This window comes from Shewanella marina JCM 15074, from assembly GCF_000614975.1.
GTDB lineage: Bacteria > Pseudomonadota > Gammaproteobacteria > Enterobacterales > Shewanellaceae > Shewanella > Shewanella marina.
Genome location: NZ_BALM01000008.1, coordinates 105,866 through 124,413 on the forward strand (window position 1 = coordinate 105,866; position 18,548 = coordinate 124,413).

At 42.1% G+C, this 18,548-nt stretch carries 15 protein-coding genes; 12 read left to right on the forward strand and 3 right to left on the reverse strand.

All coding sequences use genetic code 11. The annotated features are described in order from the left end of the window. Window positions 1–206: 206 nt before the first annotated feature. Entirely contained in the window at window positions 207–536 is a 330-nt protein-coding gene (locus JCM15074_RS08340; RefSeq protein WP_025820786.1) for a hypothetical protein, read from the forward strand. A gap of 77 nt (window positions 537–613) precedes the next feature. Here JCM15074_RS08340 and JCM15074_RS25245 read toward each other — a convergent pair whose 3' ends face one another. Then, complete coding sequence (locus JCM15074_RS25245) at window positions 614–739, reverse strand: hypothetical protein (RefSeq protein WP_267880178.1); 126 nt, start codon at window positions 737–739, stop codon at window positions 614–616. Between the two features lie 518 nt (window positions 740–1,257). Here JCM15074_RS25245 and JCM15074_RS08350 point away from each other — a divergent pair. The 8 genes from JCM15074_RS08350 (at window position 1,258) to rraB (ending at window position 6,388) form a co-directional block, all read left to right on the forward strand. Beyond that, window positions 1,258–1,479 carry a hypothetical protein gene (locus tag JCM15074_RS08350; protein ID WP_148300762.1) on the forward strand — a complete coding sequence of 74 codons (222 nt, stop codon included), beginning with the start codon at window positions 1,258–1,260 and terminating at the stop codon, window positions 1,477–1,479. Between the two features lie 76 nt (window positions 1,480–1,555). Further along, on the forward strand, window positions 1,556–2,779 hold the full coding sequence (locus tag JCM15074_RS08355) for a hypothetical protein (RefSeq protein WP_025820788.1): 1,224 nt from the start codon (window positions 1,556–1,558) through the stop codon (window positions 2,777–2,779). Next, window positions 2,763–3,674: a metal ABC transporter solute-binding protein, Zn/Mn family gene (locus JCM15074_RS08360; RefSeq protein WP_025820789.1), complete on the forward strand. Its 912-nt coding sequence runs from the start codon at window positions 2,763–2,765 to the stop codon at window positions 3,672–3,674. The genes JCM15074_RS08355 and JCM15074_RS08360 overlap by 17 nt, the downstream gene beginning before the upstream one ends. Further along, window positions 3,671–4,441 (forward strand): metal ABC transporter permease, encoded by a 771-nt coding sequence (locus JCM15074_RS08365; RefSeq protein ID WP_025820790.1) that lies wholly within the window; start codon window positions 3,671–3,673, stop codon window positions 4,439–4,441. Before JCM15074_RS08360 ends, JCM15074_RS08365 begins: the two co-directional genes overlap by 4 nt. A gap of 75 nt (window positions 4,442–4,516) precedes the next feature. Then, window positions 4,517–4,603 (forward strand): prepilin-type N-terminal cleavage/methylation domain-containing protein, encoded by an 87-nt coding sequence (locus JCM15074_RS25600; protein WP_373278892.1) that lies wholly within the window; start codon window positions 4,517–4,519, stop codon window positions 4,601–4,603. Continuing rightward, window positions 4,600–5,064 carry a hypothetical protein gene (locus JCM15074_RS08370; RefSeq protein ID WP_025820791.1) on the forward strand — a complete coding sequence of 155 codons (465 nt, stop codon included), beginning with the start codon at window positions 4,600–4,602 and terminating at the stop codon, window positions 5,062–5,064. The genes JCM15074_RS25600 and JCM15074_RS08370 overlap by 4 nt, the downstream gene beginning before the upstream one ends. Before the next feature lie 111 nt (window positions 5,065–5,175). Then, window positions 5,176–5,919 carry a 1-acylglycerol-3-phosphate O-acyltransferase gene (locus JCM15074_RS08375; protein ID WP_025820792.1) on the forward strand — a complete coding sequence of 248 codons (744 nt, stop codon included), beginning with the start codon at window positions 5,176–5,178 and terminating at the stop codon, window positions 5,917–5,919. Between the two features lie 43 nt (window positions 5,920–5,962). Beyond that, a complete protein-coding gene (rraB, locus tag JCM15074_RS08380; RefSeq protein ID WP_025820793.1) occupies window positions 5,963–6,388 on the forward strand; it encodes a ribonuclease E inhibitor RraB in 426 nt (141 codons plus the stop codon). Between the two features lie 52 nt (window positions 6,389–6,440). Here the strand turns inward: rraB and JCM15074_RS08385 are convergent, their stop codons facing one another. Beyond that, entirely contained in the window at window positions 6,441–7,133 is a 693-nt protein-coding gene (locus JCM15074_RS08385) for a DUF3530 family protein (RefSeq protein WP_025820794.1), read from the reverse strand. Window positions 7,134–7,223: 90 nt separating this feature from the next. After that, window positions 7,224–10,130, reverse strand: a complete 2,907-nt coding sequence (gene rapA / locus JCM15074_RS08390; RefSeq protein WP_025820795.1) for an RNA polymerase-associated protein RapA — start codon at window positions 10,128–10,130, stop codon at window positions 7,224–7,226. 663 nt (window positions 10,131–10,793) lie between these two features. Between rapA and JCM15074_RS08395 the strand changes: the two genes are divergently transcribed. The 3 genes from JCM15074_RS08395 to JCM15074_RS08405 all read left to right on the forward strand — a co-directional run bounded on the left by JCM15074_RS08395 (window position 10,794) and on the right by JCM15074_RS08405 (window position 18,510). Continuing rightward, entirely contained in the window at window positions 10,794–12,188 is a 1,395-nt protein-coding gene (locus JCM15074_RS08395; protein ID WP_025820796.1) for a PhoH family protein, read from the forward strand. A 97-nt stretch (window positions 12,189–12,285) separates the two neighbouring features. After that, complete coding sequence (locus JCM15074_RS08400; protein ID WP_025820797.1) at window positions 12,286–16,011, forward strand: response regulator; 3,726 nt, start codon at window positions 12,286–12,288, stop codon at window positions 16,009–16,011. A 102-nt stretch (window positions 16,012–16,113) separates the two neighbouring features. Further along, window positions 16,114–18,510 carry a zinc-dependent metalloprotease gene (locus tag JCM15074_RS08405; RefSeq protein WP_025820798.1) on the forward strand — a complete coding sequence of 799 codons (2,397 nt, stop codon included), beginning with the start codon at window positions 16,114–16,116 and terminating at the stop codon, window positions 18,508–18,510. The last annotated feature ends 38 nt before the right edge of the window (window positions 18,511–18,548 follow it).

An 18,548-nucleotide genomic window follows, 5' to 3' on the forward strand; every position in this document is an offset into this window, starting at 1 on the left:
AATGCTGTAAATCAGATTTAAGTGGTAGCATCGGTTAAGGGAATTGGCTGATATGAGTCATTTATCGCGTGATAAATTAAAGATGTAGATAAGGCTTTCTGCTAAACTATGTCTCTAAGCTGCTTGAAGTTACAGAGGTTCAGCGGGAATTTTTCCAATGTCTGAAATAGTATCTTCAAGTAGGAAAATTATGTAGAGGTAGTATTGTGATTTGTCCTCATTGTAGTCGTTCATTTGCAGCGGGTGCGGTAACTCATCAAAGAGGTAAGGGCTTTAGTGCTCAAATTCAGTGTCCTCATTGTGAGGCATGGTTAGCTAAAAGTCCGACTTTATCTAAATTAAAACTGATTGGATTTTATATTGCGGTAGCAGCAATTGCTTACTGTTATTTTGTGCCTACAAGCAAAGCTTGGGCGATTCCGGTGGCTATTTTTGCCGGTATTACAGTATTTGTGAGTCATATGATGGATCAGCTACGGGTTGTTGAAGCCCCAGAGCGACCTGATGATAGTGAGCAGCGACAGAAATATCGTTAATTCATATCAATCGATAGAATTGCTATAAGCTCAAGCCACTTAGCATGCGTTGCGAGTGGCTTAATTTCTTAAATTAATTATTCAATTACTTGTACTTGGCTCGCCAATGAGTGTTCAACGTAATAAATACCGCCTAATACAAATCCAAAAAATAGAATTGTGCCAATAATTAAGCCAATATTTGCGCGAAGAAATGCTAACATTTTTCTTATCTCCATTGGGGCATTAACGCCGGATCTTATATCCTGATATCTACAGCATACCGATATCAGCTTAAGTTAATCTTAAATTTTAAGGGGTAATACCAACTTGATTAAGAAGGTGATCATTCAGCGGGAGTTCAAGGTGCTGTAGACAAGGCGGACATTTGAACGGAATAGTGATTCTATTTTGAAAAAGTTCAACGCAGTATAAAGTGCCTTGAAACCCGCACGAAGTGAGCTTTTCAGGCCTTTCCATTTCGATGTTGCATTGATTTGAAAGGGAATAGCCATTACTGCGTCAATGCGCCTAGAACTGAAAAGGCTGACAAGCTCTGAATCAGTCACATCTTTAATCAAATTGGTATAAGTTAAATCTTGCTATAAGATAACGATTATCATTACTTTAGTTGCATCTTGCATAAGTTAAATTTACACTTAAATCACATTTCTCTATGGGTTGATTCTCTGTGCTAACTTCTCGCTACAAGATGATTACGATTTTACTAGCATTCATGCTAGTGTTTTCGTCGTTTGTAGTTGAAGCTCATCAGCACACCAGTGACGGTGTGAATCAGCACTGTTCATTATGTTTTCATCACCATAATTTTAGCCATGCTATCAGTACAGCTGAATTTAACTTAGCGATTAACAAACAGACTTTTATCAGTGAAACACCATTATTACTGAGCTATGTTGCTACTGTTAGTCGTTATTATCAAAGCCGCGCCCCGCCGTATTAACAAACATTAAATTTTAAATAATTACAGTTCGATAAATTCATCGAGCTGCGTTTTGTTATACGGAGTTTTTATGAAAATGATTAAATATCCTGCATATCTAGCTGGGATGACAACGGCTATATTTTTTTCAACACCATTATTTGCGCAATCTTCAATGATCTCTAATCCAGCCATTAGTGGTGTGCTTGAGGGGTATTATCAAGAGGGCGAACGTCCATTATCTGAAACTGAAAAGGGCTTTGGGCTTGGGCATACAGAGTTGGCAATGAGTGCCAATATCGATGACTACTTTTTTGGTAAGTTGACTACAGTTATAGAACAGCATGATGGTGATATTGAAGTAGGTTTAGAAGAAGCGTTTATTCAAACACTCGCACTGCCTGCAGGTTTCAGTTTACGAGCGGGTCGATTTTTATCTGATATCGGTTATTTAAATAACCAACATACTCACAGTGATAGTTTTGTGCAGCGACCACTTGCTTACCGTGCTTTTGTTGGCGGTCACTATTTTGATGATGGTCTACGGATTAATTATGTGGCACCCACTGATATTTATTGGTTATTAGGTGTTGAAGCATTCACGGGTAAATCATTGCGTAGTGAAGCGCATGTTCATGAGGGAGAGGCCTTACCTGATTATAAAACGGTTGGGGCGATGACGGCATACAGTAAGTGGGGCGGCGATATTGGTTTAAGTAGTTCATGGCAGTTTGGCCTGAGTTATCTGCGTAATGAAGCCGGTACTCAAATGATCCATGAAGAACACGCTGAACATGAAGGTCACGAAGAGCATGAGGCTGAAATTCATGAAGCAGGCCATGATGAACATTCGGGACACAGTCATAATGCGGCTTATACGGGGAAAAATACCTATATTGCTGATGCCGTATTTAAGTGGGCGCCAGAGGGGAATTATAAGTACCAAAACTTAACCCTTTCCGCTGAGTATTTCTTACAACAAGATCTGTTTGCACTTGAGCATGACGGCCATATAGAACAAACATTATCAGAGCAAAACCGTGCTTGGTATGTCAGTGGTGTTTATCAATTCTTGCCGCAATGGAGTGCTGGTGTTCGCTATGGTCAAGCTGACGTATGGCAAGCTCATGGTGATCATTTACACCAGCAGGAGTTTAAAGAAACTGATGTGATGCTGGCTTGGCATCATAGCCATTTTTCAACGGTACGTTTGCAATACAGTTATCAACAAGGTAACCAGTATGCTGATATCACTGACGATCATATCGTGACACTACAATATGTTATGACTCTGGGGGCTCACGGTGCGCATCAATTCTAAATTTATAGCGTCAATATTTGCGGCGACAATGGCACTAGCTGCTATGCCAGCAGCAGCACAATTAAATGTATTTAGTTGCGAGCCTGAATATGCTGCGTTAGTTAAAGAGTTAGCGCCTAATGCAAAAGTGTTTAGTGCGACAACAGCTTATCAAGATCCGCATATGATCCAAGCTCGCCCAAGCTTAATCGCTAAAATGCGTCAAGCAGATTTAGTGGTTTGTGCTGGGGCCGATTTAGAGATTGGCTGGTTACCCATGTTAATGATGAAATCTGCTAACGCTAAGGTGCGTAGTACCGAACAGGGATTGTTTTATGCGGCGATGCAGGTCGAGACTTTAGATAAACTCGACAAGGTCGATGCCAGTATGGGGGATGTGCATGCATTAGGTAACCCACACCTTCATTTTGATCCTCAGCGATTACTGCAGGTTGCGCAGGCATTAACTGTAAAATTAAGCCAATTAGATCCTGAACAACAAGCTAATTACCAAGCTGCATTTATGGATTTTAGTCAGCGTTGGCAGCAAGCTATCGATCGTTGGCTAACGCAAGCAAAACCGCTACAAGGTCGTAAAGTCGTCGGTTATCACTCTAGCTTTCGTTATTTGTATAACTGGCTTGGTATTGAGCAAGTGGCGGATTTAGAACCTAAGCCGGGTTTACCACCAAGTAGTAGTCACTTAGCAACATTGTTAGCTGTGGTTGAACAGCAGGCGCCAACTGCGATTGTATTGGCTTCGTATCAAGATAATCGTGGTGCCAATTGGCTAGCTGAACGAACTGGTTTACCGGTTGTAGTATTACCGATGTCAGTGGGTGGTAATGAGCAAAGTCAAGATCTGTTCAGTTTGTATGACAGTGTGATAGCGCTCTTACTGGATAGCCAGTCATGATTGATAGTTCGTTATGGTCTATTTTGTTGCCAGCACTTGTTGCTGGCAGCATCGTGCTATCTACCCATGTGTTGTTAGGGCGGCAGGTGCTGACGCGCGGCATTATCTTTATTGATTTAGCCATTGCTCAAATTGCCGCACTGGGTACTGTGGTGGTACAGCTGAATCATGAGCTTAGTCACTTGCCCTATGTATTGTGGTGGCTACCTACGCTATTTGCATTGGCCGGTGCAGGTTTAATTGCGTTGTTAGCTCATTATTTTAAGCAAGATTTAGAAGCGTTAATTGGTGGGCTATATGTGATTGCTGCGGTATTAGCCGTGCTGTTACTCGCTAATGATCCCCATGGCAGTGAAATTATTAAACAGCTAATGTCAGGTCAAATTTTATGGGTCAGTTGGTCGCAATTAGTGCTGCCGGTATTGGTCTATACATTGATATTGATACTGCTATTTATGCTACCAACACTGCTCAGCGGTATTGGCTTTTATGTGATATTTGCCATTGTGATAACCATTAGTGTGCAGTTAGTTGGCGTCTATCTCGTTTTTAGTAGCTTGATTTTCCCTGCATTAGCAGTTGCAAGGCAGTCGCATAAATGGTCGCTGCTTTATGCCTATATTATTGGTTTGCTAGGGTACTTTACTGGGTTATTGCTGTCCGCATTATTTGATCTTCCAAGTGGAGCCATGATTGTAATGTGTTTAGCAGCTTATGCCATTGTCTATCGAATGGTGTCAGTAATATCAATAAAGAAGCAAGATTAACGCTTTAAGCTAATACAAATTTAACGCTAATTTTAGTTTAATAATTGATAAATACACCGATGTTAGGATGACATTGTGTCAGTAAAAGGATTTACACTGATTGAGTTAGTTGTAGTGATGATTATTCTAGCATTGCCGCGGTTATTGCGGTGCCTAGAGTGATCTTTATTTCAGAGGAAGCGCTGCATACCTCAGTAAAAATGACTGCTGCAACTTTGCAAACTTCAGTCTTGCAGGCCCATATGGTTTGGCAATTAAAAGCAAAAGGTCAAGCGGTTGGTGATATGCCAGGCTTTCTTGATGACAGTGTTAATTTCAATGCAAATGGCTACCCTATAGAGTCTCAAGATAAAAAAAGTCCCGGCCATTCTGTTGTCACTAATCCTAATACTAATATGTGTGGTCGACTGTGGAATGGTTTATTAGGCTATAACCAAACGCTCGATTATTCAGGAGCAGGCAATAAGCTTGCTGATGGTTCTCACCAATTTTATTATTCAACAGCCTCCGGTGTATTTAAAGTGGTCAGCGCGGTGAATGGCTTATGTACTTATGCTTTGATGGCTGATCAACAAATTCTGATTGAATACAACACGCTAACAGGTAAGGTATTAATGAAATAGCAGCCTATAGTGTGAGCTTGATAAATAAACAGCTTACAGCTGTAAACATTAGATTGAGCTCTTTATTAGCTGTCGCTATACTGGCCGCCTATTAGCTTGTCGGAGTCTGTTGTGCTGTTAGTTTTAAGGTCAATAATATTGGCTATTTTGTTAATTTTGGCTTTTGTGTGTGGTGGATTACTGTGTATTTTACGTCCTCGCCATCGCAATAATGTACATATGTTTGCTAAATGGTTTTCATGGGTTGCCCCAATTTTAGGGATTAAAGTCATATTACGACCATCAGCACAAGCAGTGCAGCAACCTTATATTTATATTGCTAACCATCAAAATACTTACGACATGTTTACCCATACCGGTATGGTGCCTAAAAGTACGGTGAGTTTAGGCAAAAAAAGCTTGGTGTGGATCCCATTATTCGGTCAACTATATTGGTTATCTGGCAATATTTTAATCGATCGGACTAACCGTCGTCGCGCATTTGCCACCATGGCGCAAACAGCTAAAAAGATTAAAGAAAAGTGCTTATCTGTATGGATTTTCCCAGAAGGTACTCGTTCACGCGGTCGTGGTTTATTACCGTTCAAATTAGGCGCGTTCCATACCGCGATTGAGGCCGGTGTGCCTATGGTGCCAGTATTGGCGTCATGCCAAGCTAACATCAATCTAAATCGCTGGGATAATGGCGTGGTGATTGTTGAAATGATGGACCCAATTCCAACTCAAGGTATTGAGAAGTCAGAAATTAAAGCATTTGCTGCAGAGGTCCATACGCAGATGGAAACTCGCTGGAATCAATTAAATGAAGAGGCACAAGCATTAATGGCTAAACCTCTGCACGATAATCACGTATAATCACTACTGATAGTAAGTCGATTATTTGTTACGGAGACAGTCAATGTCGTTTGAACGCCAATTTAAAGCACAGCAACAAGAAAACCGTGAAATCGTTAAAGCTTTGCTTGATGATGGTTCTGCAGCTGATGCTGAATATATTATTGAACATCACTTTTCTTCTGAAAGCTTTGATCGCTTAGAAAAAGCCGCAGTTGAGGCGTTCAAGTTAGGTTTTGAAGTAAATGATGCAGAAGAGATGGAGTTAGACGACGGTACCGTTGTTTGCTGTTTTGATGCTGTCGCTTACCATAAGCTTGAGGTTGAGTTGCTAGATCAAGCAACTGAGCAAATGTTACTGCTAGCACAGAAGCAAAAAGTTGAATATGACGGTTGGGGCACCTTCTTTATGGGTGACGATGACGAGTTTGACGACGAAGATTATGATGACGATGATATGGATGAAGATGGCTTTCCTCGTCAGCACTAATTAATATTTATAGAATATTAATGAAACCCAGCTCAGTGAGCTGGGTTTTTTATTATTGACTCAATAATCCGAGTTGCTTGCGGCTATAACTATTAATCCACTCAACAGCGGTTTGCCATGATGCCATTTGCTGCTGTTGTAATGTTAGCGTCATTAATCGATAGTTTGCTGTGTCTGCAGAGCTACTGGTTCGATAACGGCTTGGATAGTTATTTTGGGCAATCGGGTGGGCATCAATATTGGCGATATCTAATACCGGAAGTGTTAGCTGATCAAGTTGACTAAGCAGGGTGCGATTATGTTCAGTGCGTGTATCAAATGGATCGATTAATACCAGTAAATCAATATCGCTGTCTTGTTGCTTGGTAAAATACTCAACCGCCATTGCCGCACTTTGATTCGCAATGATTAACACCTTTTTACCCGTATATTCGTGACTTGCTTGCTGCATTTGTGTCAGTGCTTGTTGGAGCCATGATTGTTGTGCTGCAGGTTCACTATTGATATTCAGTGGCGGCGTTATTGCGATACTAGCCCAGCCTTTAGTGGGCAGTTGTTGCTGAATATGACCTAACATACTCTGGCTTAAAATAGGCTGTTTGGGCGCGCTAATAATAAATACGCTGCCAAACTGTTGTTTGCCCTGCCAAGGTGAGACTTGAAGTTCAGGATTGGTTTGTGCTTGAGCTATAAAACTAATGCCGCTAAATAGCGTTAGCAATAGCAGTCTGTAGAGTCCATTCATAGGCTGATATCAATAAAGTAGATTGTGTGTTCAGTATACAAAAAAGCCCTGTTAAAAACAGGGCTTTGCTTAGCTATAATCAGATATCAATTAAGCGTGACTGACTAGAATTAAACGTACCGCATCTAATTGCAGTAGGCTTTGATCCATATAACCATTGAGTTCAGTCATTTGCTGACGTAAATAGTCGAGCTCTTCATCACGAATATTCGGATTGACCGCTTTTAATGACTCTAAACGTGCAAGTTCAGCAGTCAATTGAGTCGTCATCTTTTCACGTGCTTCAACCACGAGCTTATCCAAGTCTTGCTGGGCAAATTCTTCACCCTTAGCAAATAATGGATGCAACATTGGTTGTGATGCCGTCACGAGCTTACTACCAATATGACGGTTAACGGCACTTAACTGCTTATCGAAGCTTTCATAAGTCACGTTAGCGGCTAAGTTAGTACCATTCTTATCTAATAACACACGGATTGGTGTAGGTGGTAAGTAACGGTATAGCTGGCTAGCTCGTGGTGCAGAAGCGTCGGCCATGTAGATTAGCTCTAAGAAAATTGTACCTGCTGGCAGGGCTTTATTCTTTAGAATAGCAACACTGGTCGTACCCGTTTCAGAGCCCGTAATTAAGTCCAAACCTGTTTGTACAATCGGATGTTCTTGGGTAATTAGTGCAATATCGTCACGAGATAATGCCGTTTCGCGATCAAAAGTTACCGTAATACCATCTTCAGGTAAGCCAGGATATGTCGGGTACATCATATGTTCACTTGGACGTAGAATGATCGAGTTCTCACCACGATCTTCTTGGTCAACGCCAATGATGTCCCATAAACGGATAACAGAGCCAATTAGGTGAGTATCGTTATCTAAGTCGGCAAGCTTTTTCACTAATGCTGCTGCGCGAGCACCACCATTAGAGTTAAGTTCTAGCAACTTATCGCGACCTTGTTCCATCGCTTGCTTAAGCTCGTTATAACGTGCCTGAGTTTGATTCAATAGCTCTGTTTGCTCGTCTTCATCGCCAGTCATTAACACATTGGTTAATGGCTCCACAAATTCGTTAAACAGAATATGACCACCCGGACAAGTTAGCTCAAATGCATTTAGACCTTGCTCAAACCACTGTAGTAGACGCTCTTGCGCGGTTCCAGCTAGGTATGGCAAATGAATTTGCACATCATTCTTTTGACCAATACGATCTAAACGACCAATACGTTGCTCAAGTAGATCTGGGTTAAGTGGTAGGTCAAATAATACTAAATGGCTAGCAAACTGGAAGTTACGACCTTCTGAACCAATTTCAGAACAGATAAGTGCCTGTGCTCCGCCTTCTTCTTGAGCAAAGTAAGCACCCGCTTTATCTCGCTCAATAATTGACATGCCTTCATGGAACACTGTTGCTTGAATACCTTCGCGGGTACGCAATGCTTCTTCAAGACTCAGCGCGGTTTCAGCGCGGCTAGCAATAATCAGGACTTTCTTACTGCGGTTATTCTTTAGGAATTCAATTAGCCAATCAACGCGTGGATCAAACTTCCACCAACTGGCACCAGACTCTTCAAATTCTTGATAGATTTTTTCAGGGTTTAGGGCTTCAGTCAGCTTTTGCGCTGGTGTTTTATAGTTACTCATCATCGCATTTACACGCGCAGCGGTACGATACTGCTCAGGTACTGCTTGTGGGTAGCTAGTGAATATACGCTGTGGGAAGCCTTTTACTGATGCACGACTGTTACGGTATAGCACGCGGCCAGTACCATGACGGTCTAATAGTTCTTGCAGTAATTCTTGGCTAGCTTGCTGTTTTAATTCATCATCAATATCATCAGCTTGGATAATATTGATGCTTGGCATAATGTCTTTTTCTGCCAATAGTTCAGTTAAGCATTGAATCGCACTGTCAGGCAGTTTTTCGCCTGAACTTAGTGCTTCAGCAGCTTCTGCTACGGCTTTATAGCTGTCTTCTTCTTTGATAAAGCTTTCATAATCAAAGAAGCGGTTAGGATCAAGCAAACGTAAACGCGCAAAGTGGCTTTGGTGACCAAGTTGATCTGGGGTTGCTGTTAATAACAACACGCCCGGCACTTCTTCACTTAGTGCTTCAACAATTTGGTAAGCGCGGCTCGGCTTATCTTCTGCCCACTCTAAATGGTGCGCTTCGTCGACTACCATAAGATCCCAATCGGCATCTAAGGCTTGCTCTAAACGACGCTTTTTACGCAGTAGCTCAAGTGAACAAATCACCAACTGTTCAGTATAGAATGGGTTGTCGTTATCGGCATAAGCTTCAACACAGCGGTCTTCATCAAACACGGAAAAACGTAGGTTAAAGCGGCGTAGCATCTCAACTAGCCACTGATGACGTAAGGTGTCAGGCACAATCACTAACACACGTTCTGCCCGGCCAGTGAGTAATTGCTGATGAATAATTAAACCCGCTTCAATGGTTTTACCTAAACCCACTTCATCAGCAAGTAAAACGCGTGGCGCATAACGGCGACCCACTTCTGATGCAATCCACTGTTGATGTGGAATTAAGCCTACGCGAGGACCTTGCTGGCCTAGCATATCTGAGGTCGCAATTTGATGACGTAAGTTTTGCGCTTGATAACGTACACCAAAACGATCTAGGCGGTCGATTTGACCTGCGAATAAACGATCTTGTGGTTTGTTAAAGCGAATATTATGGTTCAGTAGAGTTTCACGTAAACTGGCTTGCTCACCGTTATCACTGCGAGTGCCGTGATAGGTTACAAGTCCATTATCTTCCTCAAGTTCACTGATGGTTAATGTCCAGCCCTCATGGCCTTCGACACTATCTCCTGGGTTGTAAATTACTCGAGTTAGTGGGGCATCACTACGTGAGAACATACGGTTCTCACCGGTTGCAGGAAACATTAATGTGACCATGCGACCCTCTACTTGAACAACAGTACCCAATCCAAGTTCTGATTCGGTATCACTTATCCAGCGTTGACCTAAGGCAAACGGCATCTTTAACTGTTCTCTCTATACTGAAACTCAAAAAGGCGCGTATGTTATAACATCGACGCCGATAATTAAAATTGTATTTTGGTTTATACCAATTTGATTAAAGATGTGAGCGATTCAGAGCTTGTCAGCCTTTTCAGTTCTAGGCGCATTGATGCCGTAATGGCTATTCCCTTTCAAATCAATGCAACATCGAAATGGAAAGGCCTGAAAAGCTCACTTCGAGCGGGTTTCAAGGCACTGTATACTGCGTTGAACATTTTCAAAATAGAATAACTATTCCGTTCAAATGTCCGCCTTGTCTACAGCACCTTGAACTCCCGCTGAATGATCACCTTCTTAATCAAGTTGGTATTACTGCCATCAAACGGATAGCTTGGTGATAATTGTAGAAGTTTCACTCAACAATGCTAGTGATTTTGTGTATATCTCTGTATATCGGTTGTATTTATATTGCGTCGTACTTTCGCATGAGAACTGGCGCTAAGATGATAATTGCTTGTGCTTTTTTTGCTCAAGTGACAATATGGAAATGTAACAATAGCGTTAATAAATTCATTTGCTTGGTCCACCCAATGGTCAATGTCGTTAGAATTTGTTGAGCTAACTCAAGCAATCTAAAGGCGTTAACTGGTTAGTAGGTGGTCCATTGGTAGCGGAGTGACTATGGAACCAGACTGCAAAAAGCTATTTGTGCTTGATACCAACGTATTATTACATGATCCTCTCGCCATCTATTCCTTTAAAGAGCACGATGTGGTTATTCCTATGACCGTGCTTGAAGAACTTGATCACCTTAAAGACTCCAAACGCGATATCAGTCGTGATGCCAGAATTGCCATTCGTGCCTTAGAAGATATTTTGGGGGGAAATGTCAGTCCTGAGCAAATCATCAACGGGGTGCCATTACCTTGTAGTGAGGAACATGCTGATGTAACGGGAACATTGTCTATTTTTGCTGATCATCAAATTGAATCTGTGGTGGGCGAACTCCCCGGTGGTCACAATGATAACCGTATTATCAATGCCGCTTTGCATCTCCAAAAAGTGCATCATCCACGTTTAGTTGCATTAGTGACTAAAGATATCAATATGCGCTTAAAAGCCAAAGGGGTGGGGATTGAACGCGTTGAAGATTATCGTACCGATCAATTAATTGAAGATATTCGTTTTCTAAGCAAAGGGTTTACCTGTATTGACGGTGATTTTTGGCAGCATTGCACTAATGTTGAAACCGATCGTCAAGGTCGACAAACCATACATCATGTACCGAAAGACGATTTTAAAGATGAGCCGCTGTATATCAATCAATATGTGATTGATGAAACAGATGAGTTCTGTGGTCGCGTAGCACAAATTAATAAGCAATCTATTGAGCTGATTGATTTAGGTCGCGACAGGTTAATGAATCAAGAAGCTTGGGGCATTAAACCTAAAAACATCTATCAAGGGATGGCGTTAGATGCCTTACTCGACCCGAATATTGATTTGGTTATTCTGACGGGCCCCGCGGGTTGTGGTAAGACCTTACTCGCATTAGCGGCGGCTTTAGAGTTAGTGGTTGAGCGTAATCAATATGACAAGGTGATCGTAACCCGTAATACCCCAGAAATTGCTGAGTCTATTGGTTTCTTGCCCGGCACTGAAGAGGAAAAAATGGCACCATGGTTAGCGGCTATTACCGATACCCTTGAGGTGTTGCACAAGCATGATGTGAATCCAGAAGGTAGCATGAATTACATTATGGAGAAGGCAAATATCCAGTTTAAGTCAGTTAACTTTATGCGTGGTCGTTCGATTCAAAATTCAATTGTGATATTAGATGAGTGCCAAAACCTAACCGCATCACAAATTAAAACCATGATTACTCGGATGGGTGAAGGTACCAAATTAATTTGTAGTGGTAACCTTGCCCAAATTGATGCCAACTATATGTCAGCGGTATCCTCTGGATTAACCTATATTGTTGAGCGTTTTAAAGATTTTGAAGGCAGTGCTAACGTTTATCTTAATGGGGTCATGCGTTCGCGTTTGGCTAAGTTTGCAGAAGAACATTTGTGATGAATATTGAGAGTTAAATCTATGTGACTATCCTAAACCGTAACCAAACTGATATGCTATAGGGTTAAAGTTAATCAGTATCGATTTAGGGTAGTTCATGAAGTCGAGTGAAGTCGAACTAGAGTTAAAGTCGCCGATCTTAAAGTATTATAATCGCTCTGTTTTTTACACTTATATTGGTGTAATTGTATTGGCGTTTATTACTGCGGGCATATTCTTTGAGCGCCAAAATGAGCAGTTACTGACTCAGCGCGATGAGCAAATTCATCGTCATGTTTTGCAAATTGATTTATTGCTTGAATCAAGTATTCGTGCAGTTAAAAGTTTGCGTACTATTGCGACTGATAATCTTGAACTACGAACACCAATAAATACTGATTACCTTCGAAATTACGAAAAATTTAATCGTACCAATGATTATTTCACGTTAGAGCCTAAATACGCTGAAAGTGGTAAGCCATTTACTAATATTGGTCGCATTAGCGGTAAAGGTTCGTTGGAGAACCGTAGCCCTGAGTTTTATCAAGAACTGCAAATGCTATTTGAGTTGTCTTTGTCGTTTCCTATTGCTAAAGAGTCCGCGCCTAAGTCATCGTCTATCTATTATATTTCGAAGCGTCGGATGATGTCTTATTTCCCATGGAATAAAGCCAGTTCACGTTTTAGCGATGAGATGCTCAATAACAAGCAGTTTCAATTAGCCACGCCAGCGATTAATCCGCAACGTAATGTATTTTGGAGCGAAGCTTATCTCGCGCCTGAACAAGGTGGCTTAATTACTACTTTGGGTGTACCTATCTATTTGCGTAAAGAGTTTATGGGTTCCATAAATCTTGATATGACGCTCGCCTCATTAGCTAAGCAAATACGCATGTATTTCCGGATGCCGGGTACAGTAATTTTGCTTGATCAGAATAACAATATTTTGTCTCACAGCGATTTTAAAAGTGACGATACCAATCGGCTTTATCATTTGAGTCAGCGTTTACCATCAGCATTACATTCTTTGCCTGAGTCCGAGCTGTTTGATACCAATCATGGTGTGATCCGCAACGGTTACTATATCAATTCAGTGTCCTTGCAAAATGCACCATGGCGTTTGTTGTACTTACAAAATGAGAGCGCATTATTTAATGAGTCTTGGCAGAAACTTGAGTTAACTTTCTTCTTAGTGGTATTTGCCTTGTCATTGTTGGTCAGTATTGTGCATTGGCAAACTCGCCGCGCGTTTGTGACGCCAGCGTCTAGACTGTTATCGCATTTAGAAGCCTGCTCACTGCATCCACGCAAACCACCAAGCAAAATCGCTAAAGGTTGGCAGCCATGGTTTGCGCTGATTAGTCGAACATTTGAAGAAAATGCGCAATATACCAAGCATCTTGCAGAACAAAATAAACGGCTTGATAATTTAGTCGCGCGCCGTACCGAGCGTTTAAAAGAGACGACAGAACGTCGTGAACGTGAGTATGCATTACTACGTTCGCTACTTGATTCGATTCCTGAGGCGATTGTATTTAAGGATAAAGAGGGCAATTATTTAGGCTGTAATAAAACCGCAGAGCGCTTATTAGGTTTTAGCGAAAGTGAGATGATTGGTTTAGCACCTGAAGATATTACCAATCCAGCACAGGGTCGTCGTATTCGTGAAGAAGACAAACAGGTCTTACGCGATCGTGTGCCATTGCGCTATCAAGAGCGGGTTGATCTGGTTGGTAAACCCGTGTTGCTTGATACCATCAAAATTCCGTTTTATAACCGTCGTGGTGAGTTGTTAGGCTTGATTGCCATTTGGCGTGATGTTACTCGAGAGTATGAAGCTGCAGAGCAGTTGCGTTTATCTGAAGAGCGTTACCACTTAGCTATGGACGCGGTAGAAGATGGTCTATGGGATTGGTACTTAGATTCAGATCAGCTTATCTGTAATAGTGCTTATTACACTATGCTGGGCTACAAAGATGATGAATATCCTGCGTTGATCAGCAATTTCTTGAGCATGTTACATCCAGAGGATCATGATCGAGTAATGGATTATATTGAACAATATATCCAGCAGGCTAAAGGCAGTTATTCGATTGAATTTAGAATGCGTTCTAAAAAAGGCGAATACCGTTGGATTTTATCTCGTGGTCGAATTGTTGAATTTAATTCGGCAGGTAAACCTAAACGGATGTTAGGTACTCATAAAGATATTACGGTTCATAAGCTCAATGAAGTGGCGCTACTTGAAGCAAAACAAGACGCTGAGTCTGCCAACCTATATAAGAGTGAATTCTTGGCTAATATGAGTCATGAAATCCGTACGCCAATGAATGCCATTATTGGTATGCTGCAATTAGCGCAGCGTACCCAGCTAACTGAGCAGCAAAAAGACTACTTAGAAAAAGCGGGTTTCTCTGCTCAATCATTACTGCGTATTATTAATGATATTTTGGATTTCTCTAAAATTGAGGCAGGTAAACTCGAACTAGAAAAAGTCAGTTTCCCTATTGATAAAGTGTTAGATCATGCCATTAACTTGAATGCCCAACGCGCTCAAGAGAAAGGGGTGGAGCTATTGCTTTATTCTCCTTTACCACAAGGTTTATGTTTGGAAGGTGACCCACTCCGTTTAGGGCAAGTGTTGATTAATCTATTATCTAACTCAGTCAAATTTACTCAAGAGGGAGAAATTGAACTAGGTTGTGAAGAGGTTAAACAGCTAGGTGATCGAGTCAGCCTTAAATTCTGGGTGCGTGATACTGGCATTGGTATTAGTAAAGAGCAGCAAGCCAAACTATTTGATGCCTTTTCACAAGCTGATGGCTCAACCACTCGTAAGTATGGTGGCACGGGATTAGGCTTATCAATCAGTAAGCACCTTGTCAGCATGATGGGCGGCGAGATGAGCATCCACAGTGAATTAAATCATGGTAGTACCTTTAGCTTTACTGTTAGCTTTAAATTAGCGCCAAGTGAGTCACTTGTCCCTATGGTGGTGCCTGAACAATTGAACCATCTCAAAGTGTTAGTGGTTGATGACAATAGCACTGCACTCGAAATCTATTCATCAGTGATGAAGAGCTTCCATTTTAATGTGGACACGGCTGATTCTGGCGCGTCAGCATTATCTCAAATTGCGCAACAAGATTACGATTTGGTGCTGCTTGATTGGATGATGCCAAACATGGATGGTTTACAGGTTATCGATAATATTGACGATATGCTTGTTGATGGTCGTATCACTAGACGACCTAAGATTCTGTTAATGACGGCTTATGCAGCCGAGCCATTGCAGGTGCAGTTGGACGGTATTGATGTGGTGACGACATTACAGAAACCATTTAAAGCATCTGATTTGTTTGATCATATTATTACGGCCTTTAGACAGCCGCAGCCACCAGTGACGATTGAGATGGAAGCCATCGAAGAATCTGAACCAGAAGCCACTGAAGCCTCTGAAAGTAAAGGTTCAGTGCTGTTGGTTGAAGATAACTTTATTAACCAACAAGTTGCAACTGAGCTATTGAAAAGTGCCGGTTACGAGGTTGAGTTGGCTGAAAATGGTCAACAGGCAATAGAAATGGTCAATAAAGGGTCTTATGATGTGGTATTAATGGATATTCAAATGCCTGTCATGGATGGTTTAACGGCCACTAAAGCGCTGCGTCAGCATTACAGCCTTGATGAGTTACCGATTATTGCGATGACAGCTCATGCTATGTCCGGTGACAAAGAGAAGAGTCTGGCGGCGGGTATGAATGACCATATTACTAAACCGATTATGTTACCTGAGCTGTTTGAAACATTAGCGCATTGGGTTAATCATAAAGTGACAAAAAATTAATAATAAATAAGTGTTGTAAAACAACATTCGCCCAGCAAGGTAGTCGGGCTAACAATACCAGTCTATGCTCAATAAATGACTGGTATCAATAGGGGATATAGGATGAAATCTCGGTATGTTGCCTTAACACTGGCATTAGTATGTACCCCAGCGGTCACCATGGCCGCTGATACTTCAAGTAAACAAATCATTAAACAAAGCCAACAACATAAAGGCTTTATTAATTTATTTTATAATCAAAAAGATGGTCAGCTCTATCTCGAGGCGAGCAAATTAAATCAGCCCTTTATTATGCTGACCAGTCTGCCACAAGGGCTAGGCTCTAATGATGTCGGTTTAGATCGCGGTCAACTGGGTCACAATCGATTAGTTCAGTTTGAGCGCCAAGGCCCTTACCTTATTCTAAAGCAACTCAATACCGCCTATCGCGCTGACAGTGATAATCCTGCCGAGCAACAATCCGTTAAACAAGCCTTTGCTGACTCAGTATTATGGCAAGGTAAAATCATTGATGGTAAACGGCCTATCGTGGCAATTAATGATTTGGTGATTAACGACTTACATGGCGTTGTTGATGCTTTAAAAGCCAGTGAGCAAGGGGCGTACCAGTTAGATAAGCAACGTTCAGTCATCATCCCCGCGCAGGTTAAAACATTTGAACGTAATGCGGATGTTGATGTGCAATTGACCTTTAGTGCGCCGCAATCTGGCAACCATGTCGCTACGGTGACGCCAGATGGTAAACATATCAGTTTAGTGATGCGCTATTCATTTATTGAGCTACCTGAGGCTGGTTATCAAACACGTCGGTATGATCCTATGAGTGGCTTTTTCTTTAATGATTATCTCGATTATGCCACCGCAATTGATGAGCCAATTAAACAGCATTTACTGGTGCGGCATCGTTTGCAAAAAGAGCATCCGGGGAGCGCGCCAAGTGATGTGGTTGAACCCATCGTCTATTATCTTGACCCCGGTGCACCAGAGCCGATTCGTACCGCACTGCTTGATGGTGCGCGCTGGTGGCAGCAGGCATTTGATCATGCTGGTTTTATTAATGGTTTTAAAGTAGAGATGTTGCCAGAGGGAGTCGATCCGCAAGATATCCGCTATAACACCATTCAATGGGTGCATCGTGCCACTCGCGGTTGGTCATACGGCGCTGCCATTACTGATCCTCGCACGGGTGAAATCATTAAAGGCCACGTGACCTTAGGCAGTCAGCGAGTGCGTCAAGATCATATGATAGCCAGAGGCTTAACCTCAGGTTGGAGCGATAGAGCCGCAGCCGAACAAGCGAGTATGGACTTAGCTTTGGCGCGGATTAGGCAACTTGCCGCCCATGAGATTGGCCACACCTTAGGTATCGACCATAACTTTGCCGCATCAACCAATAACAATGCATCAGTGATGGACTATCCGCATCCACAAATTACCCTAAACGGTGAGCAAATCGATATTAGTCAACCCTATAAAGAGGGCATTGGTGATTGGGACAAGTTTGCTATCAGTTACGGTTATGGTGATTATGGTAGTGAACAGTTGAACGCAGAGCAGCAGCAAAAGCTACTCAGTCAACTACAGCAACAAGGGCTACGATACATTAGTGAGGCAGACTCGCGCCAAGCAGATGCAAGCCATATGTATGCCAGTCTTTGGGATAACGGCAGTGATCCGGTTGCCGAACTAGCCCGTTTAAGTCAGGTCAGGCAAATGGCGATTGCACAATTCTCGCCACAGGCATTATTGGTAGGAGAATCAACGGGGGAATTGAGCGATACTTTTGTCCCTATCTATTTATTGACCCGTTACCAAATTGCGGCGGCGGCAAAAGTGTTGGGTGGTGTTGATTATAACTACTTCAATGATAATCAAGTTTGGCATTATGCCGCACCGGAGTTACAACAAAGCGCCTTAACGACGCTGGCTGAGCAACTTGAGTTAGATAAACTCAATGTACCTGAACAACAGTTACAGATGCTGGTGCCTAAAACCGGTAATTACCAAAGTGATCGAGAGAGCTTTGCCAGTAATCTGCACGTGATTAGCGACCCATTGGCGATGGCAGAGATGTTGTCTCGTCATATTACCAGTCAAATGTTGCAACCAACTCGACTAAATCGGATTGCACAGGCTTCAAGTCTTGATCGTGAGCAGATTACCATTGCTGCAGTGCTGGATGAAATGATCGCTAAAAGTCTCTATTTAGATCCGCCTAATAGTGCGCAATTAGGTACATGGAAGCGATTAAACAGTGTGGTGATAGAGCAGATGCTTGCGGCGCTACATAATCCTGCGACCAGTCCTGAGGTGAAAGCACAAATCCACTTTAAAATGGAGCAATTGCTTAAACAACTGAAGCGTAAGCAAAAGCGAGCAAGTCGTTATTTAGCGGCTCATTATGCTTGGTTAGCACAGGCAGTAGATCAAGGCGTGAGTGATAAAGACTATAAGGTGATTACCAAGCCAGTGCCTATGCCACCGGGCTCACCGATTTAATCATGAATGACTTAACAGTAAGCCCTGCAATTGCAGGG